We start from the raw sequence: 18,196 nt of genomic DNA, 5'->3' as shown, positions 1-18,196 counted from the left end.
ATTTCAAGCCGCGAGGTCGAGGGCTCGAGGCTATAGAAATACAGCCACTTTCATCACCATGATCTACATGATAGCGAGCCCTGCCGCTGAAATATTGAAATCCACTTGAAACGTCGAAGAGCCAATCAACTCAGTGATTCGAGCCAGTGATAATGAAGGTTTGCTAAAATTGACGGACTTTAAACAGGGTTAGCTTGTAGTCGGGTCATAGTCGCAGAGCGGCTTCGTTCAACTCATTTTTGGACATAAACGCGTTACAAAGTCCGAGTCGTCGGAGTACCTCAACTACTCCAAACCACGTGAATAGCCTACAAACTGATGGCCAGTTTCGCTATTCCACTACAGTAAGCCACTAGCCTTGAGCCTATGCCATGAAAAATAGGATATATGGCGAATACGATGGAAAAATACAATGCTCTAGAGGGTATGTCGCCTGTTTTATAAATCTAGGTTCCATTTCTGGCTTGGATTATAGCACTGGATTGTCTGTTCGTATGGGTTGGAAGATGAGCTGTCGTGAGAATCGATTACCGAGGATACATTTAGGAAGTAGTCTACAAGCTAAAAGGGAATCTTTGAGTATATATATTGTGATGAATATGTGATCTGTTTCTATTTTCTAAACAAGAATCACCTTGTTTTCACTCTATTGATAAGTAACTGATTAATAGGTTAAATTAGTATTTACTTATATAAATCAGTGTTTCTATGTCAATATGTAATATATTAAATAACTGATTTTGCGAACTATGTCCAATGCCAATAATTTCAGTGCATGCATTTGCTTGATGAATGATTAATTTGTAACTACGTAATTGTGTCCTAGTCTTTGAGTGGATTAAATTAGGCTAGGGATAGAACTATATGCAATATAATAAATTGACATTGGCACTAGGCTTATCATGCTCTGTTGCCTTAGTTGGCTGTGATGACGATTCGTCGAGTAGTAGCAGTGGAGATGGCAGCGGGTCATCTTCGAGTAGCTCCACATATAGTGTGACAGCGATTGATGGTTATTTAAAAGGTGCGGAAGTATGGCTGGATCTAAACAGTAACTTTGTACTGGATGAAGGTGAACCTACGGTTACTTCTGGGGATGGTGGCGTTGCAGTTTTAGACGTGGCAGGTATTGATAACCCTGAATCGTACCCAGTCGTTGTTCGTGCTATTGCGAATCAAACAGTGGACGAGGAGCAAGGGTTAGTCACGACAGATTATGTGATGTCTGCCCCAGCGGGGGAAACGTCTGTTACACCACTATCGACGCTGGTGCACGTTATTTTAGAGCAAACCAGTGCTGATGGTGATACTGCCGAGCAAATCGAAGAGAAAAAACAGCTCGCTATAGCGAAAGTGTCAGACCAGTTAGGTATACCTGTTGATAATATCCTTGGCGATTTTATCGAAGATGGGAACTCCGATGCTGCGTATGCCGCTGAGAATATTGTTGCCTCAAACATCTTACCTGATACACCTGAAGACCTTAGTGATGTTGCCGAGGAAGACAGTGAGTCGTCAAGCTTCGTCATGACAACGGAAGTCATTAATACACAAATTAGAGATCTTATAGACAGCGCAGAACAAAATGGTGGTGAAGCCGATGATTTTGCAGCACTAGAAGATGCGTTTGATGGTACTGAAGATCTTACTCAAGATACAGATAGCGATGGAATTCCTGATGATCTTGATGCTTTTCCTAGTAATGCTGAAGAGTATATTGATAGTGACGGTGATGGTACGGGAAACAATGCAGACACTAATGATGATTCTCGTTTTGTAAACAGCGAATGGGTAGAAGATGCGTTTGAAGACAGTGATGACCTGTTCCCTACCGACCCAGACCGCGCGGGTGATAGCGATGATGACGGCTATGATAGCTTAGTTGATGTATTCCCTACCGATGGCACCGAATGGGCTGATAATGACAGTGACGATTTAGGTGACAATGCTGACCTCGATGACGACAACGATGGCGTTAATGATGACTTTGACACTGACCCTCTTGATGAAAGCTTAGGTAATACTGCAACCGCTTTAGCTGCGCAGTCTTTGTATTCAGGTAGCATGTTTTATGTACTGGATGGAGACTATGACGATGGCATTCTTGAATCAGAAAACTTTCAAATTTCTGGCCTAGGTGCAGAGCTTACATCACTCACTGAGATTACACAGGTTGGTGAAGAAGAGCTTGATCTGCAAGAGGATGATGACCGGGTGCTTACTTCCGCTGGTTGGGTGTATTTGGACGGCGTTTACTCTGTCGATTATGTGGATGGGGAGTTTGAAGTTTATGCGACCAATTATTCTGAGGTTGATTATACCGCAACAGCGGTTGTGACCGACTTATCTGGGACAAATATTGATTCCTATGTGACCTCGAATGAAATCTGGGATGGCGCAAACGATCTAGCGGCGACATTTTCTGATGGTGCAGTAAGTGTTGAGCTTGTTATGACTCCTGAGCAAGATGTTTACTACTTTTGGGACAGTGAACCTTGGGTGTTCCGAGGGGATTTTGGCGTAAGCGATGGTCATAATGCGTCTACATTAGAGGAGCTTATTGTTGATTCTTCTGTTGGGGAAAGTGTAAATACCGGTGTGCTTTTCGGAACGATGCTAACTGGCGACGAGAACATTGGAGGTGCAGTTGAGTTGGTTGATGGTGGCGTGGCAAATTACTACACCATGGACTGGACAACATCGGATTATGACAATAGTGCGACTCGAATAGCCACTGGCGATTGGAGTGAGGTCACCGTTAATGGTGAAACGATGTTGAGCTTCTCTGTTCCTGACGCTGTGCTGACTGAATGGTCAGGTATGTGGAATCATGACTCAAATAACTTCATTTATGTTGTTTATGACGGTGCTGTTTATGAGGGTAGCCGAGAAATCGCTGACGAGCCTTTAACGGATGACACAACGGTATTCATCAATGACACGGCAAAAGAAGATATTGTTGCTCAGTTGTCTCTGCCTATCGGTCGTTGTTATATAGGTGATAGCGATGACGCTAGCTCAATTGATGAATATGATCAAGCCATAACTGATTGTGGCGGCTTAGAAAGTGCAATTACCTCTGAAATGGTGGTGGGTAACACATTCCATCGCGTACGAGGTGATGATAGCACTAGAGATTACTACTTCTTAGATTCAGGCCGAGTACATGTCGCGAAAAATGGCATCTATTCGTATACAGAGGACTGGTCTATTGAAGGTGACTATTTAGTTATTAGCGACGAAGAAGGAGAATACACTTGGACTTGGGGGCTGATAAAGAGTGATGACAATGAATGGTCTGTTAAATACTACGAAGAAGACCTTGTCGAAGGCATGAATTATATTTGGACGAGTACATTAACGGAAACCGGTATCCCTGTGTGTGTGCTTGAAGAAGTGGACTACGATGTCAATGCGATCACTCGTTCAGGTTTCTTATCGGATTACGATGATTATCGACAATGTATTACTGATGGCGGTGGAACGAGTATCGATCTCAGTACGGAAGAGATTGCCAATACGCTTTGGTTAAGAGTTCGTGGTGGCTTGTCTGTACGTGCTTTCGAGTTTGGCGCTGTTGATACGGGTACTTGGTATCGAAATGGTGTTCAAAATGACAACTTTAGCTATGTCGTTGAAGATAATGTTATTAAAGTCGAGTTTGAAGATTGGTATGTAATGATGGCACCTATGGCCGATAATGGAAACGATAATATCACCTTTGCACATTATTCTGATCAATACGAGGGCTCTACACTTTATGACGAAATCTACATCGATGATCTTACGGACGTAACGAGCGTTACGATACAGGAATGTTCGAATGGTAATACAGAATGGGATGACGTGAATGATGTGCCATTGACGTTCGGATCATATGATGACTACGTCGATGCTGTTGATATGTGTATCGACAATTCAGGTATTGAGGCGGAATTTGGTGATGACTTCTTCGACAAAGCTGAAACACATGGGTTAGTCTTTGCGACAGATGATGAATCGTTCACTTTATCGGCGAATGGTGTTGGTACGTACGCAGATGATAGCGATGAATTCCCACTCACTTGGTCTGTATCCGACGGTATGTTAACAATGACAATTACCGCTGGAGATATCACTGCGATTGATAATATGGTCCTTGTTGATACCAATGGTATTGAGATGTCTATAAAGTCCTTCTCCCGTAGTAATGAAGACGGTTGGGATGGTATCGGTGATGACTCAGATGGTGATATTTGGGGTGACGTTTATACGGTGAGTTATGCTCCTTAGGCGTTAGGAACAAGCATCATAATGGTGCTGATAGTCTAGCGTTACTAGACGCTAACGTCAGGCAATTGTGTATTTAATGGGAGGCTTTGTTGCAAAACTACAGAGCCTCCTTTTTTTGAGAAAAAAAATACAACTTTAAATATCTTAGCTCTCATTTCAGAGAATCGCTCGTTTATAGTCCAAACTTTGCCTGAAAGAATTTTGCCTTGATAAGAATGCACTTCTTCGATATTGCAGCGATAATCTGTTCTGCAACAGAATAGGAAGTCGTCATGATGCTAAATACTCAAAAAGAACTCTCTTCCCTTGAATCGATTATATTCGTTCAGGAGTAAGTACAACGCACAATCGCGCTGAAACTCGAATTTCAATAAAGCATAATCTCCTGAGTTAGCTGACTTTTGTCTTGTACTCAAAGCTTCACCTTAATCAAAATCCCAGAGCATCCTCATCAGATAATACCATTCGCCCTTAAGTTTTGTGACATATTGCCACAAAAGTTATTCAATATACGGGAACAGGTTTGGCTTCTATATTACTGTATAAAAGAACATTTTTGCATACTTTAGGTAAAACACATATCTCATCGCGCCATATTTAGTTGTTCTAAATTAAAGATTAGAAACTTAGAATGAAGGGGCAAGTCCTGCCATTCGCCTATATATTAGCTTTAGTATGGCATTAATAGATAATGGAATGTTAAGCGTAACCTTGATTCAACTCGTATCGGGGCAGAAGTGTTTTAGCTTACCTGCCCCATATTGAACAATGTGAACGCGTAAATATAAGCAGTGAGATTGATAGCTTTACTGAGCGGCATTCCTGCACCATGGTTCGTATTGACATCAATACGAACCATCACGGGCGCAACACCTTGAGGCTTGTCTTGAAATTAACGATACAATGACTTGGTCGACTCTCTGACGATTAAATCAATGGGTGGTAGTCGAGCTTCATGCCGCTCGCCAGATAACAGATTCAAAATCGATTGAGCACACACTTCACCAATCTCTTCAATAGGCTGTCTCAAAGTCGTTAACGCTGGCGTGAAATACTTAGACGTCGGCAAGTCATCAAAGCCAATCACTGAAACATCTTCAGGCACTTTATAACCGTGGTCAGACAGCGCCTTAATCGCCCCGTAAGCCGTTTGATCATTGGCTGCGAATAGAGCGGAAAAATGAACCTTCGACTCTATCAATTCAACCGTTTTCTCGTAGCCTGACTCACTACTGAAATCACCTTGTTTAACGAGTTTTGGCATCACTTTAATGCCCGCTTCTTGAAGTGCTTTCTTATAGCCTTCAAAGCGGTTTCCCGAATCAGGTTGACTTGAAAGCCCCTTAATATGAGCAATATTCACATGCCCTTGTTGCAGTAAATGTAAGGTTGCCATGTAGCCGCCCAACACGTTATCAATGTTGATGGAGCGGACGTTATTCTCAACAAAATCGTAGCCAACCATCACGATAGGAATGTCTTGTGCATACTTGGCAATCTCTTCCTGAGTAATGCTTCCTGTCACGATGATCATGCCATCCACGTTACTTTTTGCGAGATACTCCAACGCGTGCATTTCTAACTTTTTCTGCCAATGCCCTGTCGCGATCACTAACGAATAGCCTTGAGCGATAAGTGTTTTCTCCATGTCATTGAGAATACGACTGGTATAAGGGCTGTCAGGGTGTTGCACCAACACACCAATGGTGAGTGAACGTCGGTTGGTGTTTTCTTGCATTTGAAAATTAGGTTTGTAGCCAGTGTCTTTAATCGCTTGCTCAATATTTTGGCTTTTATCGTCAGACACATAAGTGGTTCGATTAAGGAAGCGAGACACGGTGCTGGGAGAAACACCAGCCAGTCTTGCTACATCGTATACTGTTGTTTTTTTTGTTTTAGTGCGCATCTCGAATCCCTAATCAAGTGACATTTGAGGAGCCCAAAAGCTCCCCATCAGTTTCTACCTGCATACCACTGCTTTAGCTGAAAATCGTGTCATTAAGTTAATACATGTAGGCGAAGATCATCCCCGGTCTGAAGTAACGACCAGCCGTATATTTCAAGCCAGTACTCAGTAACCATTTGTGTAAGCCTGCCAGCTTTTCTAACGGAATTTCACCGCCCAACATTTTAACAAAATTATCAGTATCTTTCGTCAATGTTGGATTGATACGACCGTCAGACAGCACACAGTTTTGACATTTAAGTACACTTAGCCAGTTTTTCGCATCATTTTGTGTCAACTTAAAGGCTTCCATAAGATCTTTCTCATTGACAGACACAGAGCAATTGAACCCTTCTGGCGCTGCAAATGGAATTTTTGAATAGTCATAGAGTGCGGTATACACGGTATCCATCAATGTTTCTGCTTGCTGGTTTTTACCTGCCAGACTCAACGCCGTTGCGACACTAAACTGCACACCAATCCACACATCTTGAGCCTGAAATGCTTCATGCGGCGAACCATCGGCCAACGTCATATTCGCAACCCCAAGCTTAGGGCTGTTAATCTCAAAGTTGTGCTTATAAACATAGTCTAGTGCGCGTTGGATGTTCTCTTGCGGGAAAATACCGTCTAAGCCGATGAGCTTTAGGTAGCTGTCGGCCAACAAGGCATCACCAAAACTGTTGTCAGAATCTGGCACTAAATCTAAGTATTCTTGAGTAAAGGCTTGTGGCGCCGTCTCACTCAGCAAGCGTTTCTTAGAGACTCTTTGAGATACCTTACTGATGCTAATGGAAGTATCCCTTTCATTGAGATAGGTATTGAGCGTGTTCTTGTCAGCAATCGCATCGCCAGTCAATGAAAGCCCTAAGGTTTCCAGAGCTTGATAGCCTTCACCTGTTAAATGCTTGGCTTGAACTGGCGTCACGAAGAAGTGGTAGTAACCCTCTTTGTCATCCCACAAGCTTTGCTCAACCGTGGCTAACGCCTTTTTAGAACGCGTTAAGTAACCGCTAGCTAGCTCGCTTTCACCCATCAATTGTGCAAGTTCGCTCGCGGCTTGCAGGCCAGCACCCCACAGGCTCGCACAATAAATAGAGATGCCGTGAGAAGCTAGGTTATCAAAGGTATCGTCTGTGCCTCGGGTTAATGGTAAATCGTCACCCTCAGCAATCAAATTCGATAAAAAATCGATGCTTTCAGTTACCGCTTGCCAGCACTCATTAACCACAGAGAGATCTTGGGTGTTTTGATAATGGCGGTACACCATCAGAATGTATTTCGGCGCTAAGTCCTTCCACTCTTTCACGTTGTGCCAACTGTAAGCATCGGGCTGAATGTCGAATGGGCTGCCTAAGTCGTGGATTACCGCACCTCGAATAGCACGTACACCTTGATACTTTTCATCAATCAATTCGGCATTAGGCGTCGCTTCGTATTCCCAGTAGCGGCGCTGAGTGAAGTCTTCCGCCAAAATGGCCTTAGAAAACTCTTTCATCACACAGCCATCAAGCTCAGGCAATAAATAAAGCAGAGAGAACGATCCGTAGAAGTACACATCCAGAGAGTTAAAGAATGGGTAGTCGACACACTCTTTTACCAAGAACTTATCTTCTTTGTCCCATACCGTTGATTCCGCCAAGAACGACAATGAGTTCATCGCCATCGTTGCATAGCGAAGTGCCGATTCAGGCTGCGAGATCTTGCTTTGAGCTTGCTCTAGGAAAGCGGTTTGTTGTGCGACGATCTGCTGCTCAATCGCTTCGAGCTTAGGCAACATGTCTTCTAACATAGGTAATGCAGGCTTTACTTGCGGGTAGAATTGCGTGTAAGCCTTATCTGAGTGCCAACCATTAAGCATGACTTTGCTGTGTGCCATCACCTGTGCAAAACGCAGATCAACAGACTCACCCGCTTCCAATTCAACCTGAACCACCACCAATGCGCTCAACGCTTCACGTCCTGTGTAAATGCCGGTTTGGAATTCCGCGTTGGTACGGCCTGTTTTCAGTGCGAACTCTGTTTGCTGAGCAGTCTTAGAGGTATAAAGCGTTGGTTTGACAGAAATCGAAACCTTACCAGATTCAGTCAAATGGTTATCTGCTTGAACACCAAACACCACTTCGCCTTCAATATCGCTTTGATAAGGCGATTGGCTAGACAATTGAACACCCGTAAAGCTGCCGCTTTCACCCTTTAAGTTAACAACTTCATGCTGCTGAGCAATCGGGTTTTGAGACAAGGTACATGCCGAATCTTGAATGCCATCACGGCCTTTTTGGTAGGTTGAGCCAATCAAGTTTTGAAGCGGCTGAGCAAGCGTAATCACGCGTGGTTGCGATGAATTATTGGTTAATTCGAAGTGATTCCAGTGCATCGGTAAAGAACATAGGCGTTTGTTCTCTTTAACGATCGGAGATACTACCTTACGCTTTATATTAATATCTTCGAAGCTACTGTATTTATATTCAGCCAGTGGATATAAAGCTTGGTATTCTATATCACTGCCATTAACACTATCTATATCACAGCTATTGAGACTATTCATATCATTATTATTACCCGCAGTGAGTGATAATAATCTCGTTGTATCATTTATTAATAGACCATTAAAGAAATCTAAGGCTACATATAATTGACAAATAGTTGAAGATGAATCTTCTTCAATCAACAATTGAGTCTTATTTGAAAACTCAACGTTCCATTTTGTAAAGTTAGCTTTATTTTCTTGGTAGAAGTGACCATTTTTTAATGCTGTTTGAATGATACTAATCGCATTCGACATTTCTCTACTTTCAATCTTTTTTCCATCAAACAAAGCAGGATAGAAGTTCAGGTGAACGATTAGCTCTTGTTCATTAAGAATTTGCAGCGTGTCGATGGTTGGCACATTCATCACTGACGCATAAAAATCATTAAAATTAACAACTTGCTCTGAACAATCGACAAATATTCCCGGAATAAAGCTGAAGTTAGGCGTGTTGCCGTTTGGTGTGAGTGTAAATGTGTTACCAATTCCGCCGACTGCCATACCGGTATTTTCTGGTGTGGTCGAAATTGGCGTGTACCAAGGTTGAATAAATTCAACTGCGTCACCTTTTTTACACAAGTGTTCTGAATTTCCTGAGTAGCTCGTATATGGAATTTTATTATTCATTTTAAAACCGCCATTGAATATTTTTTTCTTCTTGTTAATATCTTTTAAAAATGGAGACATCAACATGTTTAAAATTATAAATGAAAAATTTGGAAATATTGACTCTGTCACATTAATAAACCACCAACATGGTATAGAACTTCAAATAATCAATGGATTTGGTGCTGTTATTAATAAATATATCGTAAATAACAGTCCATTCTCTTTTATTTGTGGTTATCAGAATTATGATGAACTGATCAACCAACATCCGTTCTTTTCCCGCAGTGCTAAATTATTCCCTTTTCCAAACCGTTTAAACTTAGGTCGTTACAGTTTCGATAACCAAAACCATCAACTCCCAGCTAACTTTCCTTGGTCTGATCACGCCGTACATGGCCTGCTCTACAACCAACCTTTTTCAATCACAAACAGCGTAGCCACTGAAGAATCCGCCAGTGTGACGTTGCAGTATCAAACGTCATCTTTGCATCCTGCTTTCCCGTTTGCGTTCAACCTTGAAGTCACCTTCACTATCGATATCACGGGTAAACTCACTTCCTCAACGACCGTCTCTAATCTTGGTGATTCTGCATTCCCATTCGGTGATGCTTGGCACCCTTATTTCTCACTCGGCACTGAGCTAGCACAATGTGGACTCGCTATGTCGCCTTGCTCTGAGGTCATCCACGAAAACGACCTACCCAATGGTGAAAAACTGGCTTTTGACTGTTTGTCTTTGGGTGATTCACTCACCAATCAAAGCTTAAACCACTGCTTTGAATTTGATTCCAAGGCAACCAACCAACTTGCGTTTACACGCTCAGATTCGTCTGCCGCTATTCGCTATCAACAAGATGAAAGCTACCCATTCGTTCAGCTGTACACGCCGACGAGCGAACAAAGTATTGCAATAGAACCAATGACTTGCCCAGCTGATGCATTCAATAACCAGATAGGCTTATTGACGCTTAGCCCGAACCAATCTCAGACCTTTACTTGGCAATGCCAAGCCACCTATCAGCCAACATAAAGAAAGCAAAGTAAAGCAACTGCTGTATGCGAAATCAGCCCCCAGAGAACGCATTGCTAACGAAACAACTGCAACGAAAGAACCAAACTAAAAAACCAAACGAAAGAAGCAATAAAGGGCGCATAAAGCGCCCTTCTCTTTGTTAACCTAAAACCACTTCTACCGAGTGCTCACCCGATGTAAATACCGGTGCTTTGTTGCCTGAAATTAGGTCACCGTTGACCTTCATCTCTACCACTCCCTTACACACGTTATTTGGGTTGGTAACATGAATGTTGTAGGTCGCGCCACGGAACTGACGACGTACTTTGAACTCAGGCCACTCAGCCGGAATACATGGGTCCACCAGCAAGCCATCTACTTCAGGGCGAACACCTAGAATCCATTGCGTACCTGCAACGTATGTCCAAGATGAAGTACCAGAAAGCCATGCATTTCGGCCTAAACCAAATTGCTTATGTTCGTCACCCAAAATGTTTTGTGGGTAGCAGTAAGGCTCAGATTCAAAGGTATCAATGTCATCGTTCTTAGAAGCCGGGTTGATTTGACGGTAGTACTCGTAAGCACGCTCGCCGTTGCCCATTTTCGCTTCTGCGATCATCACCCATGGGTTTGAATGCAAGAAGATACCGCCGTTCTCTTTCGCACCTGGTGGGTAAGTTGAAACACCGCCTAGCTGTGGATCAAAGCCGTTGTAACCCGGTGTGGAAAGCTTGATGCCATTGGTGGTGTTTAGTTTGTTGTAAACCGAATCTAGTGCTTGCGTGGCACGTTCTTGAGTCGCGAAACCAGAAATTACAGGCCAGCTTTGACCATTGGTGTAGATCTGCCCTTGCTCATTCTTATGAGAACCAATTGGCAAGCCCTGCTCATCAAAGTAACGAACAAACCATTCTCCATCCCAGCCGCATTCATTGACTGTACTCTGCATCTGTTGGTACTGATCTTTAAACTTAGCCGTCAGTTGCGCTTCACCACGCAGCTCACACAAGTCCAACATGTCTAGCAATGCTTTGCCGTACATGTTTGCCACCATCATCGACTCAGCACCCGTTGGCAGGTTCACCGTGTCATTCCAGTCAGCAAAACCCAATAGCGGTAGACCGTGTTCACCGGTATTGGTGTAAGTAAACTCAATCGCGCGGCACAGGTGGTTCCAAACCGTTCCAGTTTCAACTGGGTTGCCAGCTTTGTCTTTTTGATAGAACGGGATCTCTTTATTCAAGAAGTCTGCATTGCCCGTTTCTTTCACATATTGAGTCACCGCGTAGATGATCCACAGGTGATCATCGCCGTAGTAATCAGGGCGGTCTTCTTCTTCACGTGAATCACCCGCGTTCGCTTCCATTGTTGATGGGAAGAACTGATGCATCGCAGAACCGTTAGTGTTCTGAACAGACAACAGACGCTCAATGAACTCGCGCGCTTCTTCTGGCATGTGAGTAATTACACCCAATGTATCTTGCGAAGAGTCTCGGAATCCGATGCCACGCGCGCCATAGCCAAGCTGATACAGAGACAAGTAACGAGACCAGTTTTTGGTTGTGTGACACTGACGTGGGTTATGTACGTTAAGCATCGAGTTCATCGCAGGATCTGGCGTTTCAACCTGAACCGCTTGTAGGTAACCATCCCAATGTTCAGCCAGTTCAGCGAAAGCAGAATCGACCACTTGATGGTCACGATATTTAGCCAGCAGAGGAAGTGCAGCTTCTAGGCTCTGTTCTTGCGCGATTTGTACAATCGTACGTTCGGTCTGCTCTGGAGATAACCAACCTAGACGCAGGTTCACTGCGCCAATGTTGTCGCCACGCAAACACTCGGTGTTGCCTAATTCATCATTGTTCAGTGCTTCTGGCGCTGCCCATGTGCCGTAGCCCAAATTACCTAGGAACGATTGGCGATCACCATCAAAAGACGTCGCAGGGCGATCCGCTGTCATCAGGTTCACCGCGTAGTCACGCTTCATGAAAGCATACTGCTCAAGCACGGTATGACCCGACTCTTGCTGGTGTGCTTTTAGCGTCATGGTTTGTGGCACCCAGTCCGCATTGAGTAGCTGTTTAAGCGCATCGAAGTGTGTGAATTCGTAAACAGGCACCACATCAACGTGTAGCGCTTTGTCTGAAATGTTGGTCACTTTGATGTCTTGTAGCAGTACTTGGTCAGCTTTTGGTACAAAGAAGGTCGCTTCACAACGCACACCAAAGGCTTCTGCAATGATGGTGGTGTATGACAAACCGGTGTGATTTTCAAACTTATCGAGCGGCTTCAGAGTGGGTGTGTAGAACGGTGAGAACACCTCTACATTGCCCGCTTCATCACGCACCTTAAGGTACATGGTCGAGCCTTTGAAATCTGAGTTTGGCAATTGAGCAATGTACTTAGTGATGCGGTTGAGTGCAGGATCGCCCTTACACAACAGCACACCACCGTTGCTATCAACAATGCCACCGAAATCTAATGTGCCGACATAGTTACACCATTTGATCGGCGTACACGGTGTGGTTGCTACGTATTCTTTGTTTTTATCGTCAAAATATCCGAATTTCATCATCACTATCCCTAGCCCCTCCCAAATCAGGAGGAGCCAAAACAATTTGTCGTAAGTTGGTTGGTGTCAGCTCAATGACTGACTTAAATTGACTGACTAGCTCGTAATTGACTAGCTCGCTAGCGAGTTCTCACTGAGAGCATCGAACAAGTGGAAAGCATCCAAATCCAAGTAAAGCGTCAGATCTTTTACATCAACTTCAGCCGCTTGGGTTTCAACCATCAGCGGTTGACCGCCAATTTCTGTTTTCAGAAGAATGCTTGCGCCCAGTAGTTCCTTGTCTTTGATTTTCACAGGGAATGGCAGCACGCGGTCGTGGTCAACTTGCTCGGCACGTAGGTGAATGTCTGTTGGACGAACACCAAAATGCAGCGCTAGGTTCTTAGACGCCAGAGACTTAAAGCGCTCAGGCAGTGGGATATGAACATCGCCTATTTCAACGAAGTACTCGCCTTCTTTTTCAATCAGTTTTGCTTCCAACATGTTCATTGACGGGTTACCAATGAATTGCGCGACAAACTTATTTGCAGGACGCTGGAACACCTCAGTTGGTGTACCAACTTGAGCAACATAACCGTCTTTCAGGATCACGATGCGATCCGCCAGTGTCATCGCTTCGATCTGATCGTGGGTTACGTAGATCGTGGTGGTTTTAAGCTCACGATGTAGGTGTTTGATCTCTTCACGCATCACGCCACGAAGTTTTGCATCTAGGTTAGATAACGGCTCATCAAACAAGAAAACTTTAGGTGTACGAACCATTGCGCGACCCATTGCCACACGTTGACGTTGACCACCAGAAAGCTCTTTTGGCTTACGGTTCAGTAGTGGATCAAGCTCTAGCATTTTCGCCGCTTTTAGCACTTCTACGTCGATTTCCGCTTTCGGCATGCCTTTCAGTTTCAGGGCAAACGCGATGTTCTCATAAACGGTCATGTGCGGATACAGAGCGTAGCTTTGGAATACCATCGCCAAGTCACGGTCTTTCGCGTCGACTTTATTCATCAACTTGCCGCCAACGACGATGTCACCAGAACTGATGCTTTCAAGGCCAGCTAGCATGCGTAGCGTTGTCGATTTACCACAGCCAGATGGGCCAAGGAAAACCACGAACTCACCGTCTTCAACCGTAAAATCAAACTCTTTGACGACTTCAACATCACCGAATGATTTTTTGATGTTCTTAAATTCTACTTTAGCCATTATCTGTTCTCCTCAGCGCGCTCTAGCAGCATATTTCGGTACGCAATTGCGCTCTGTTTCAATGTTCTTTCTTGGGTGGTGTAGTCAACATGGACAATGCCAAAACGCTGGCAGTAGCCGAATGCCCACTCAAAGTTATCCATCAGACTCCAAGCGAAGTAACCGTCGACTTTCACACCCGCTTCAACCGCGTTGTGAACCGCTTCGATATGACCTTGGAAATAACGAACGCGTTGGTCGTCCATCACTTGTCCGTTTACACGTTCATCGTTGCCCGCTGCGCCATTTTCTGTGATGTAGATAGGTGGCATATTTTCGTAGCGAGCATCCAGTCTTACCAATAAATCGGTTAAACCTTGTGGGTTGATCTCCCAGCCAATGTAAGTGTGTTCAGCTTCAGTTTGTTTTACTGATTCAATGTCGCCATTCTCATTGAAGCGAGCGACATTACGTGTGTAATAGTTGATACCGATGTAATCAACCGGTGCGCTGATGATGTCTAAATCGCCTTCTAGAATCATCGGCATGTTCATCGCTTGGCGTTCAACCACCAGTTGTGGGTACTCGCCTTTTAATACTGGGTCGATGAACCAGTGATAGTTTTCCGCTTCGCAGTAATCGGCTGCCGCTTGGTCTTGTGGCGTCAGCGGGTATGCTGGCGTCGCGTTAAATACCACACCATGCTTGGCATGAGGGGCATTGTTACGAAGAATCGGCATTGCCAAACCGTGTGCCAGCATTAGGTGGTGAGATGCTAGGTAGCCTTCTTTCTCACCTTTGATACCTGGCGCGTGCTCGCCCCAACGGTAGCCTAGGAATGCAGACACAAACGGTTCATTAAGCGTGGTGTACACATCGATGTTGTCACCAAAGTATTTACTCACCACTTCTGCGTATTCTGCGAATTTGTAAGACGTTTCACGGTTTAACCAGCCGCCTTTATCTTCAAGGTATTGCGGAAGATCCCAGTGATACAGCGTCACATACACCTTCATGCCACGAGCATGACACTCATCGATGATCTGACCGTAAAACTCTAGACCTTGCTGGTTCACGACACCGTCTTGTGGCAGGATGCGCGGCCATGCAATAGAGAGACGGTAAGCATCAACGCCTAAGCCTTGAATCATCTCGATATCTTGTTGCCATAAGTGGTAGTGGTCACACGCCACATCACCACTGTCGCCGTTATCGACCTTGCCCGGTGTCTTACAGAAAGTGTCCCAGATAGACGGTGTACGACCGCCCTCTTCAACGCCGCCTTCAATTTGGTATGAAGATGTCGCGACACCGAATACAAATTCCTTACTGCGTAACTTTGAATCACTTGGAAGTTGATATTTATTCATTGTTATAACCCTTAAACCTAACCTTTGACTGCGCCGGACGTTAAACCACTGATCATCTGTTTCGATGCGAACAAGTAAGTAATCACGAGCGGTAAAATAGAAATTGTGGTACCTAGCATTACCGCGCCCCATGGCGTATTCGGAATACCTTGAACACTTCGAAGTGCTTGCGTAATAACATAGTTATCTGGGTTATTTAGCACCACGAGAGGCTGCATAAACATGTTCCAAAAGAAAACGAACTGAACGATAGCCAATGTTGCGAGTGCAGGCTTCATCAGTGGCAGTACCACGCTCCAGTACGTTCTGAACTCACCAGCACCATCCAATTTTGCTGCTTCAAGTAGCTCTTTTGGAATCGATGCAATCACGTGCTGACGCATCAAAAAGATACCAAATGGTGTCGTAGTGAACGGTAGCCATACCGCCATGTGGTTATCCAACAAGCCTAAGAATTTCACGATCATGAAGTAAGGGATCAAGCTAAGCACAGGCGGAATCGCCATTGAGCCAACCAGCATGCCGAACAACACGTTCTTACCGCGGAACTTAAACACAGCAAACGCGTAGCCACCCATGCTACAAAACAGCAGCGAGATGGTGGTGCCTAAGAAAGCCACGTAAATCGAGTTAAACATCGCTTTCCAAAACGGCATAATTTCAAGCAATTTGGCGTAGTTAATCGCCAGGCTATCGCCAATCGCAAAGCTAATGCCCGTGCCGAAAATTTCAGAACGGTCACGAGTTGATAGCAGTGCCGACCATACAAATGGAAAGACTGTAATTAGCGCTGAAACAACCAGTAAGATGCCTAACATGACCATCAAGATCTTAGTCAGAATGTACATGCTGCGTTCGCTTGGCATCAGTCCACTTAGTGGTGAGGTATTTGTCTTAATTGATGTCGACATCTTAATGTTCCCCTAAGCCTTTCTTACCGAAGAGTAAAAATTGAACCAATGTACAAGTCGCGATGAGTGCAAACAGTAACCATGAGATAGCGGACGCTGTGCCCATTTCTAGCCATTCCCAACCTACTTTATAGAGGTACATCGAGATAGTTAAACCAGATTGGCCAGTACCACCTGTACCACGCGTTAGTACGAACGGTTCTTCAAACATTTGCAGGTTACCGATGATGGTCATCGTGATAGCAAAGAAGATGAATGGACGAATCATTGGTAGTGAAATGTTCCAGAAGCGGCGGAAGGCATTGGCACCATCCATACGTGCAGCTTCTAAGATGTCTTTAGGAATCGTCATTAAACCCGTGGTGTAAAGGACGATGTTAAAACCGGTGTATTTCCAGAAAACCATGATTGCGATAGACGGCTTCACCATAGTGGCATCGTCTAACCAACGGATTGGTTGAAAATCGTTAACCCAAGCAAATGCCCAACCAAACAGCGTGCTATCGGCCAGAGCCATCAGAGTTTGGTTAATAATTCCTGAGTTAGGAGAGTACATATTGAAGAAAATCAGTGACGCTGCGACCGTTGATGTAATGAACGGTAGAAAGTACGCCGATGTTAGCCAGTGACGCATACGGTCACCCATTGAAACCAACATGTAAGCCACTGGAATAGCGACTAAGTGCTGAGCCACGCCTGAAGTGATTGCTAGCCAAAGCGTGTTCTTCAATGAACGCCATAGCCATGGGTCCGTTAAAGCAATGTGATAGTTCTCAAAACCAACGAACTCCATCGCATCCATGCCTCTTACCGGGTTCCACTCGTGGAACGACAGGTAAACAGAGAACAACAGCGGGAAGATCCCAAATACAGAAAAAATGATCAGAAACGGCAGAAGAAATCCATACGGTGTAAGCGCTTTCAAATTTAGACGAGAAAAAAGGCTTTTGTCCGCAGGTTCTATCGTTGTGCTCGCTGTATGATTCATAGTAACGACCTCTTAAAAAGGAAGCGCGTTATCCACGCTTCCTCACTTACTTAAAGTAAAAACAAATTAAAGATTACGCGTGCGACGCTTGATTAGACGCTCTGCCTCTTTAAGCGCAGTCTTGATGTCCTTGCCTTCATCAAGTACTTCCATCAATGCGTTCTCTAAGATAATAGAACGTGCAACGTGGTCGCCTTGTGCTGGAGATACTGGTTTGATGTTCTGTGCTACTTCAGCAAACAGTAGACGCGCTTTTTGCCCACCTAGGAATTCCATCTCTTCTTGGAAAAGCTCATCGTCATACGTGGTGATGTTCGCAGGGAAAGCAGCAATCGTTTCGAAGTGTTTAAGCTGTACTTCACGATCCGTCGTCATGTATTCAATAAGCGCCCAAGCTTCATCTGGGTTTTCTGATTGAGTTGGAATAGAAAGGAATGAACCACCCCAGCTGCCGTAGATGCCATCAGGTAGGTTTTCTACTGCCCACTTACCTTTGGTTTCAGGAGCAATCCAGTTATTTAGGTGACCAAGAAGCCAAGCGCCAGAAAGTTGAGTTGCAAATGTGCCGTTGCGGAAGCCTTCGTACCATTCGTTAGACCAAGCCAGAATGCGGCCGTCTAAGCCTTTGTCGCGAATCTCTTTTGCTACTTCAAAAGCGTGAACAAAACGCTCTGATGTAACCACTGGGTTGCCATCTTTATCGAAATACAGACCTTCACCTTCAGGAACGGTCGTGAAGATAATCGCTTGTGCCACGTCGGCTGCCGAAGCGATAAGTTGTACGTTTTGCTCTTTCAGTTTTTCA

General features: G+C 44.5%; 10 protein-coding genes. 2 read left to right on the top strand and 8 right to left on the bottom strand.

From position 1 onward, the window contains the following. The first annotated feature begins 864 nt into the window (after positions 1-864). A complete protein-coding gene (locus H5300_RS19890; protein WP_182796682.1) occupies positions 865-4,272 on the top strand; it encodes an AAA family ATPase in 3,408 nt (1,135 codons plus the stop codon). Positions 4,273-5,164: 892 nt separating this feature from the next. Here the strand turns inward: H5300_RS19890 and H5300_RS19885 are convergent. Together H5300_RS19885 and H5300_RS19880 are read right to left on the bottom strand one after the other, a co-directional pair. Beyond that, positions 5,165-6,178, bottom strand: coding sequence for a LacI family DNA-binding transcriptional regulator (locus H5300_RS19885; RefSeq protein ID WP_004732795.1), 1,014 nt, complete (start codon positions 6,176-6,178; stop codon positions 5,165-5,167). 97 nt (positions 6,179-6,275) lie between these two features. Beyond that, positions 6,276-9,374: a GH116 family glycosyl hydrolase gene (locus H5300_RS19880; RefSeq protein WP_182796681.1), complete on the bottom strand. Its 3,099-nt coding sequence runs from the start codon at positions 9,372-9,374 to the stop codon at positions 6,276-6,278. 64 nt (positions 9,375-9,438) lie between these two features. On the opposite strand from H5300_RS19880, the gene H5300_RS19875 reads away from it, so the two are divergent. Beyond that, positions 9,439-10,386, top strand: coding sequence for an aldose 1-epimerase (locus tag H5300_RS19875; RefSeq protein ID WP_182796680.1), 948 nt, complete (start codon positions 9,439-9,441; stop codon positions 10,384-10,386). Positions 10,387-10,528: 142 nt separating this feature from the next. Here the strand turns inward: H5300_RS19875 and H5300_RS19870 are convergent, their stop codons facing one another. The 6 genes from H5300_RS19870 to H5300_RS19845 form a co-directional block, all read right to left on the bottom strand. Then, positions 10,529-12,943: a GH36-type glycosyl hydrolase domain-containing protein gene (locus H5300_RS19870; protein ID WP_182796679.1), complete on the bottom strand. Its 2,415-nt coding sequence runs from the start codon at positions 12,941-12,943 to the stop codon at positions 10,529-10,531. Between the two features lie 108 nt (positions 12,944-13,051). Then, positions 13,052-14,143, bottom strand: a complete 1,092-nt coding sequence (locus H5300_RS19865; protein WP_009846155.1) for an ABC transporter ATP-binding protein — start codon at positions 14,141-14,143, stop codon at positions 13,052-13,054. Beyond that, entirely contained in the window at positions 14,143-15,492 is a 1,350-nt protein-coding gene (locus H5300_RS19860) for a GH1 family beta-glucosidase (protein WP_041473183.1), read from the bottom strand. The genes H5300_RS19865 and H5300_RS19860 overlap by 1 nt, the downstream gene beginning before the upstream one ends. 17 nt (positions 15,493-15,509) lie before the next feature. Further along, positions 15,510-16,358 (bottom strand): carbohydrate ABC transporter permease, encoded by an 849-nt coding sequence (locus H5300_RS19855; RefSeq protein ID WP_017077012.1) that lies wholly within the window; start codon positions 16,356-16,358, stop codon positions 15,510-15,512. A 46-nt stretch (positions 16,359-16,404) separates the two neighbouring features. Next, positions 16,405-17,391: a carbohydrate ABC transporter permease gene (locus tag H5300_RS19850; RefSeq protein ID WP_009846152.1), complete on the bottom strand. Its 987-nt coding sequence runs from the start codon at positions 17,389-17,391 to the stop codon at positions 16,405-16,407. 66 nt (positions 17,392-17,457) lie between these two features. Next, positions 17,458-18,196 (bottom strand): extracellular solute-binding protein (locus tag H5300_RS19845; RefSeq protein ID WP_182796678.1); only part of this gene is annotated, 739 nt, incomplete at its 5' end.

The organism is Vibrio sp. SG41-7, assembly GCF_014164465.1.
Classification (GTDB): domain Bacteria; phylum Pseudomonadota; class Gammaproteobacteria; order Enterobacterales; family Vibrionaceae; genus Vibrio; species Vibrio splendidus.
This window is presented reverse-complemented; position numbering and strand designations above follow the sequence as displayed.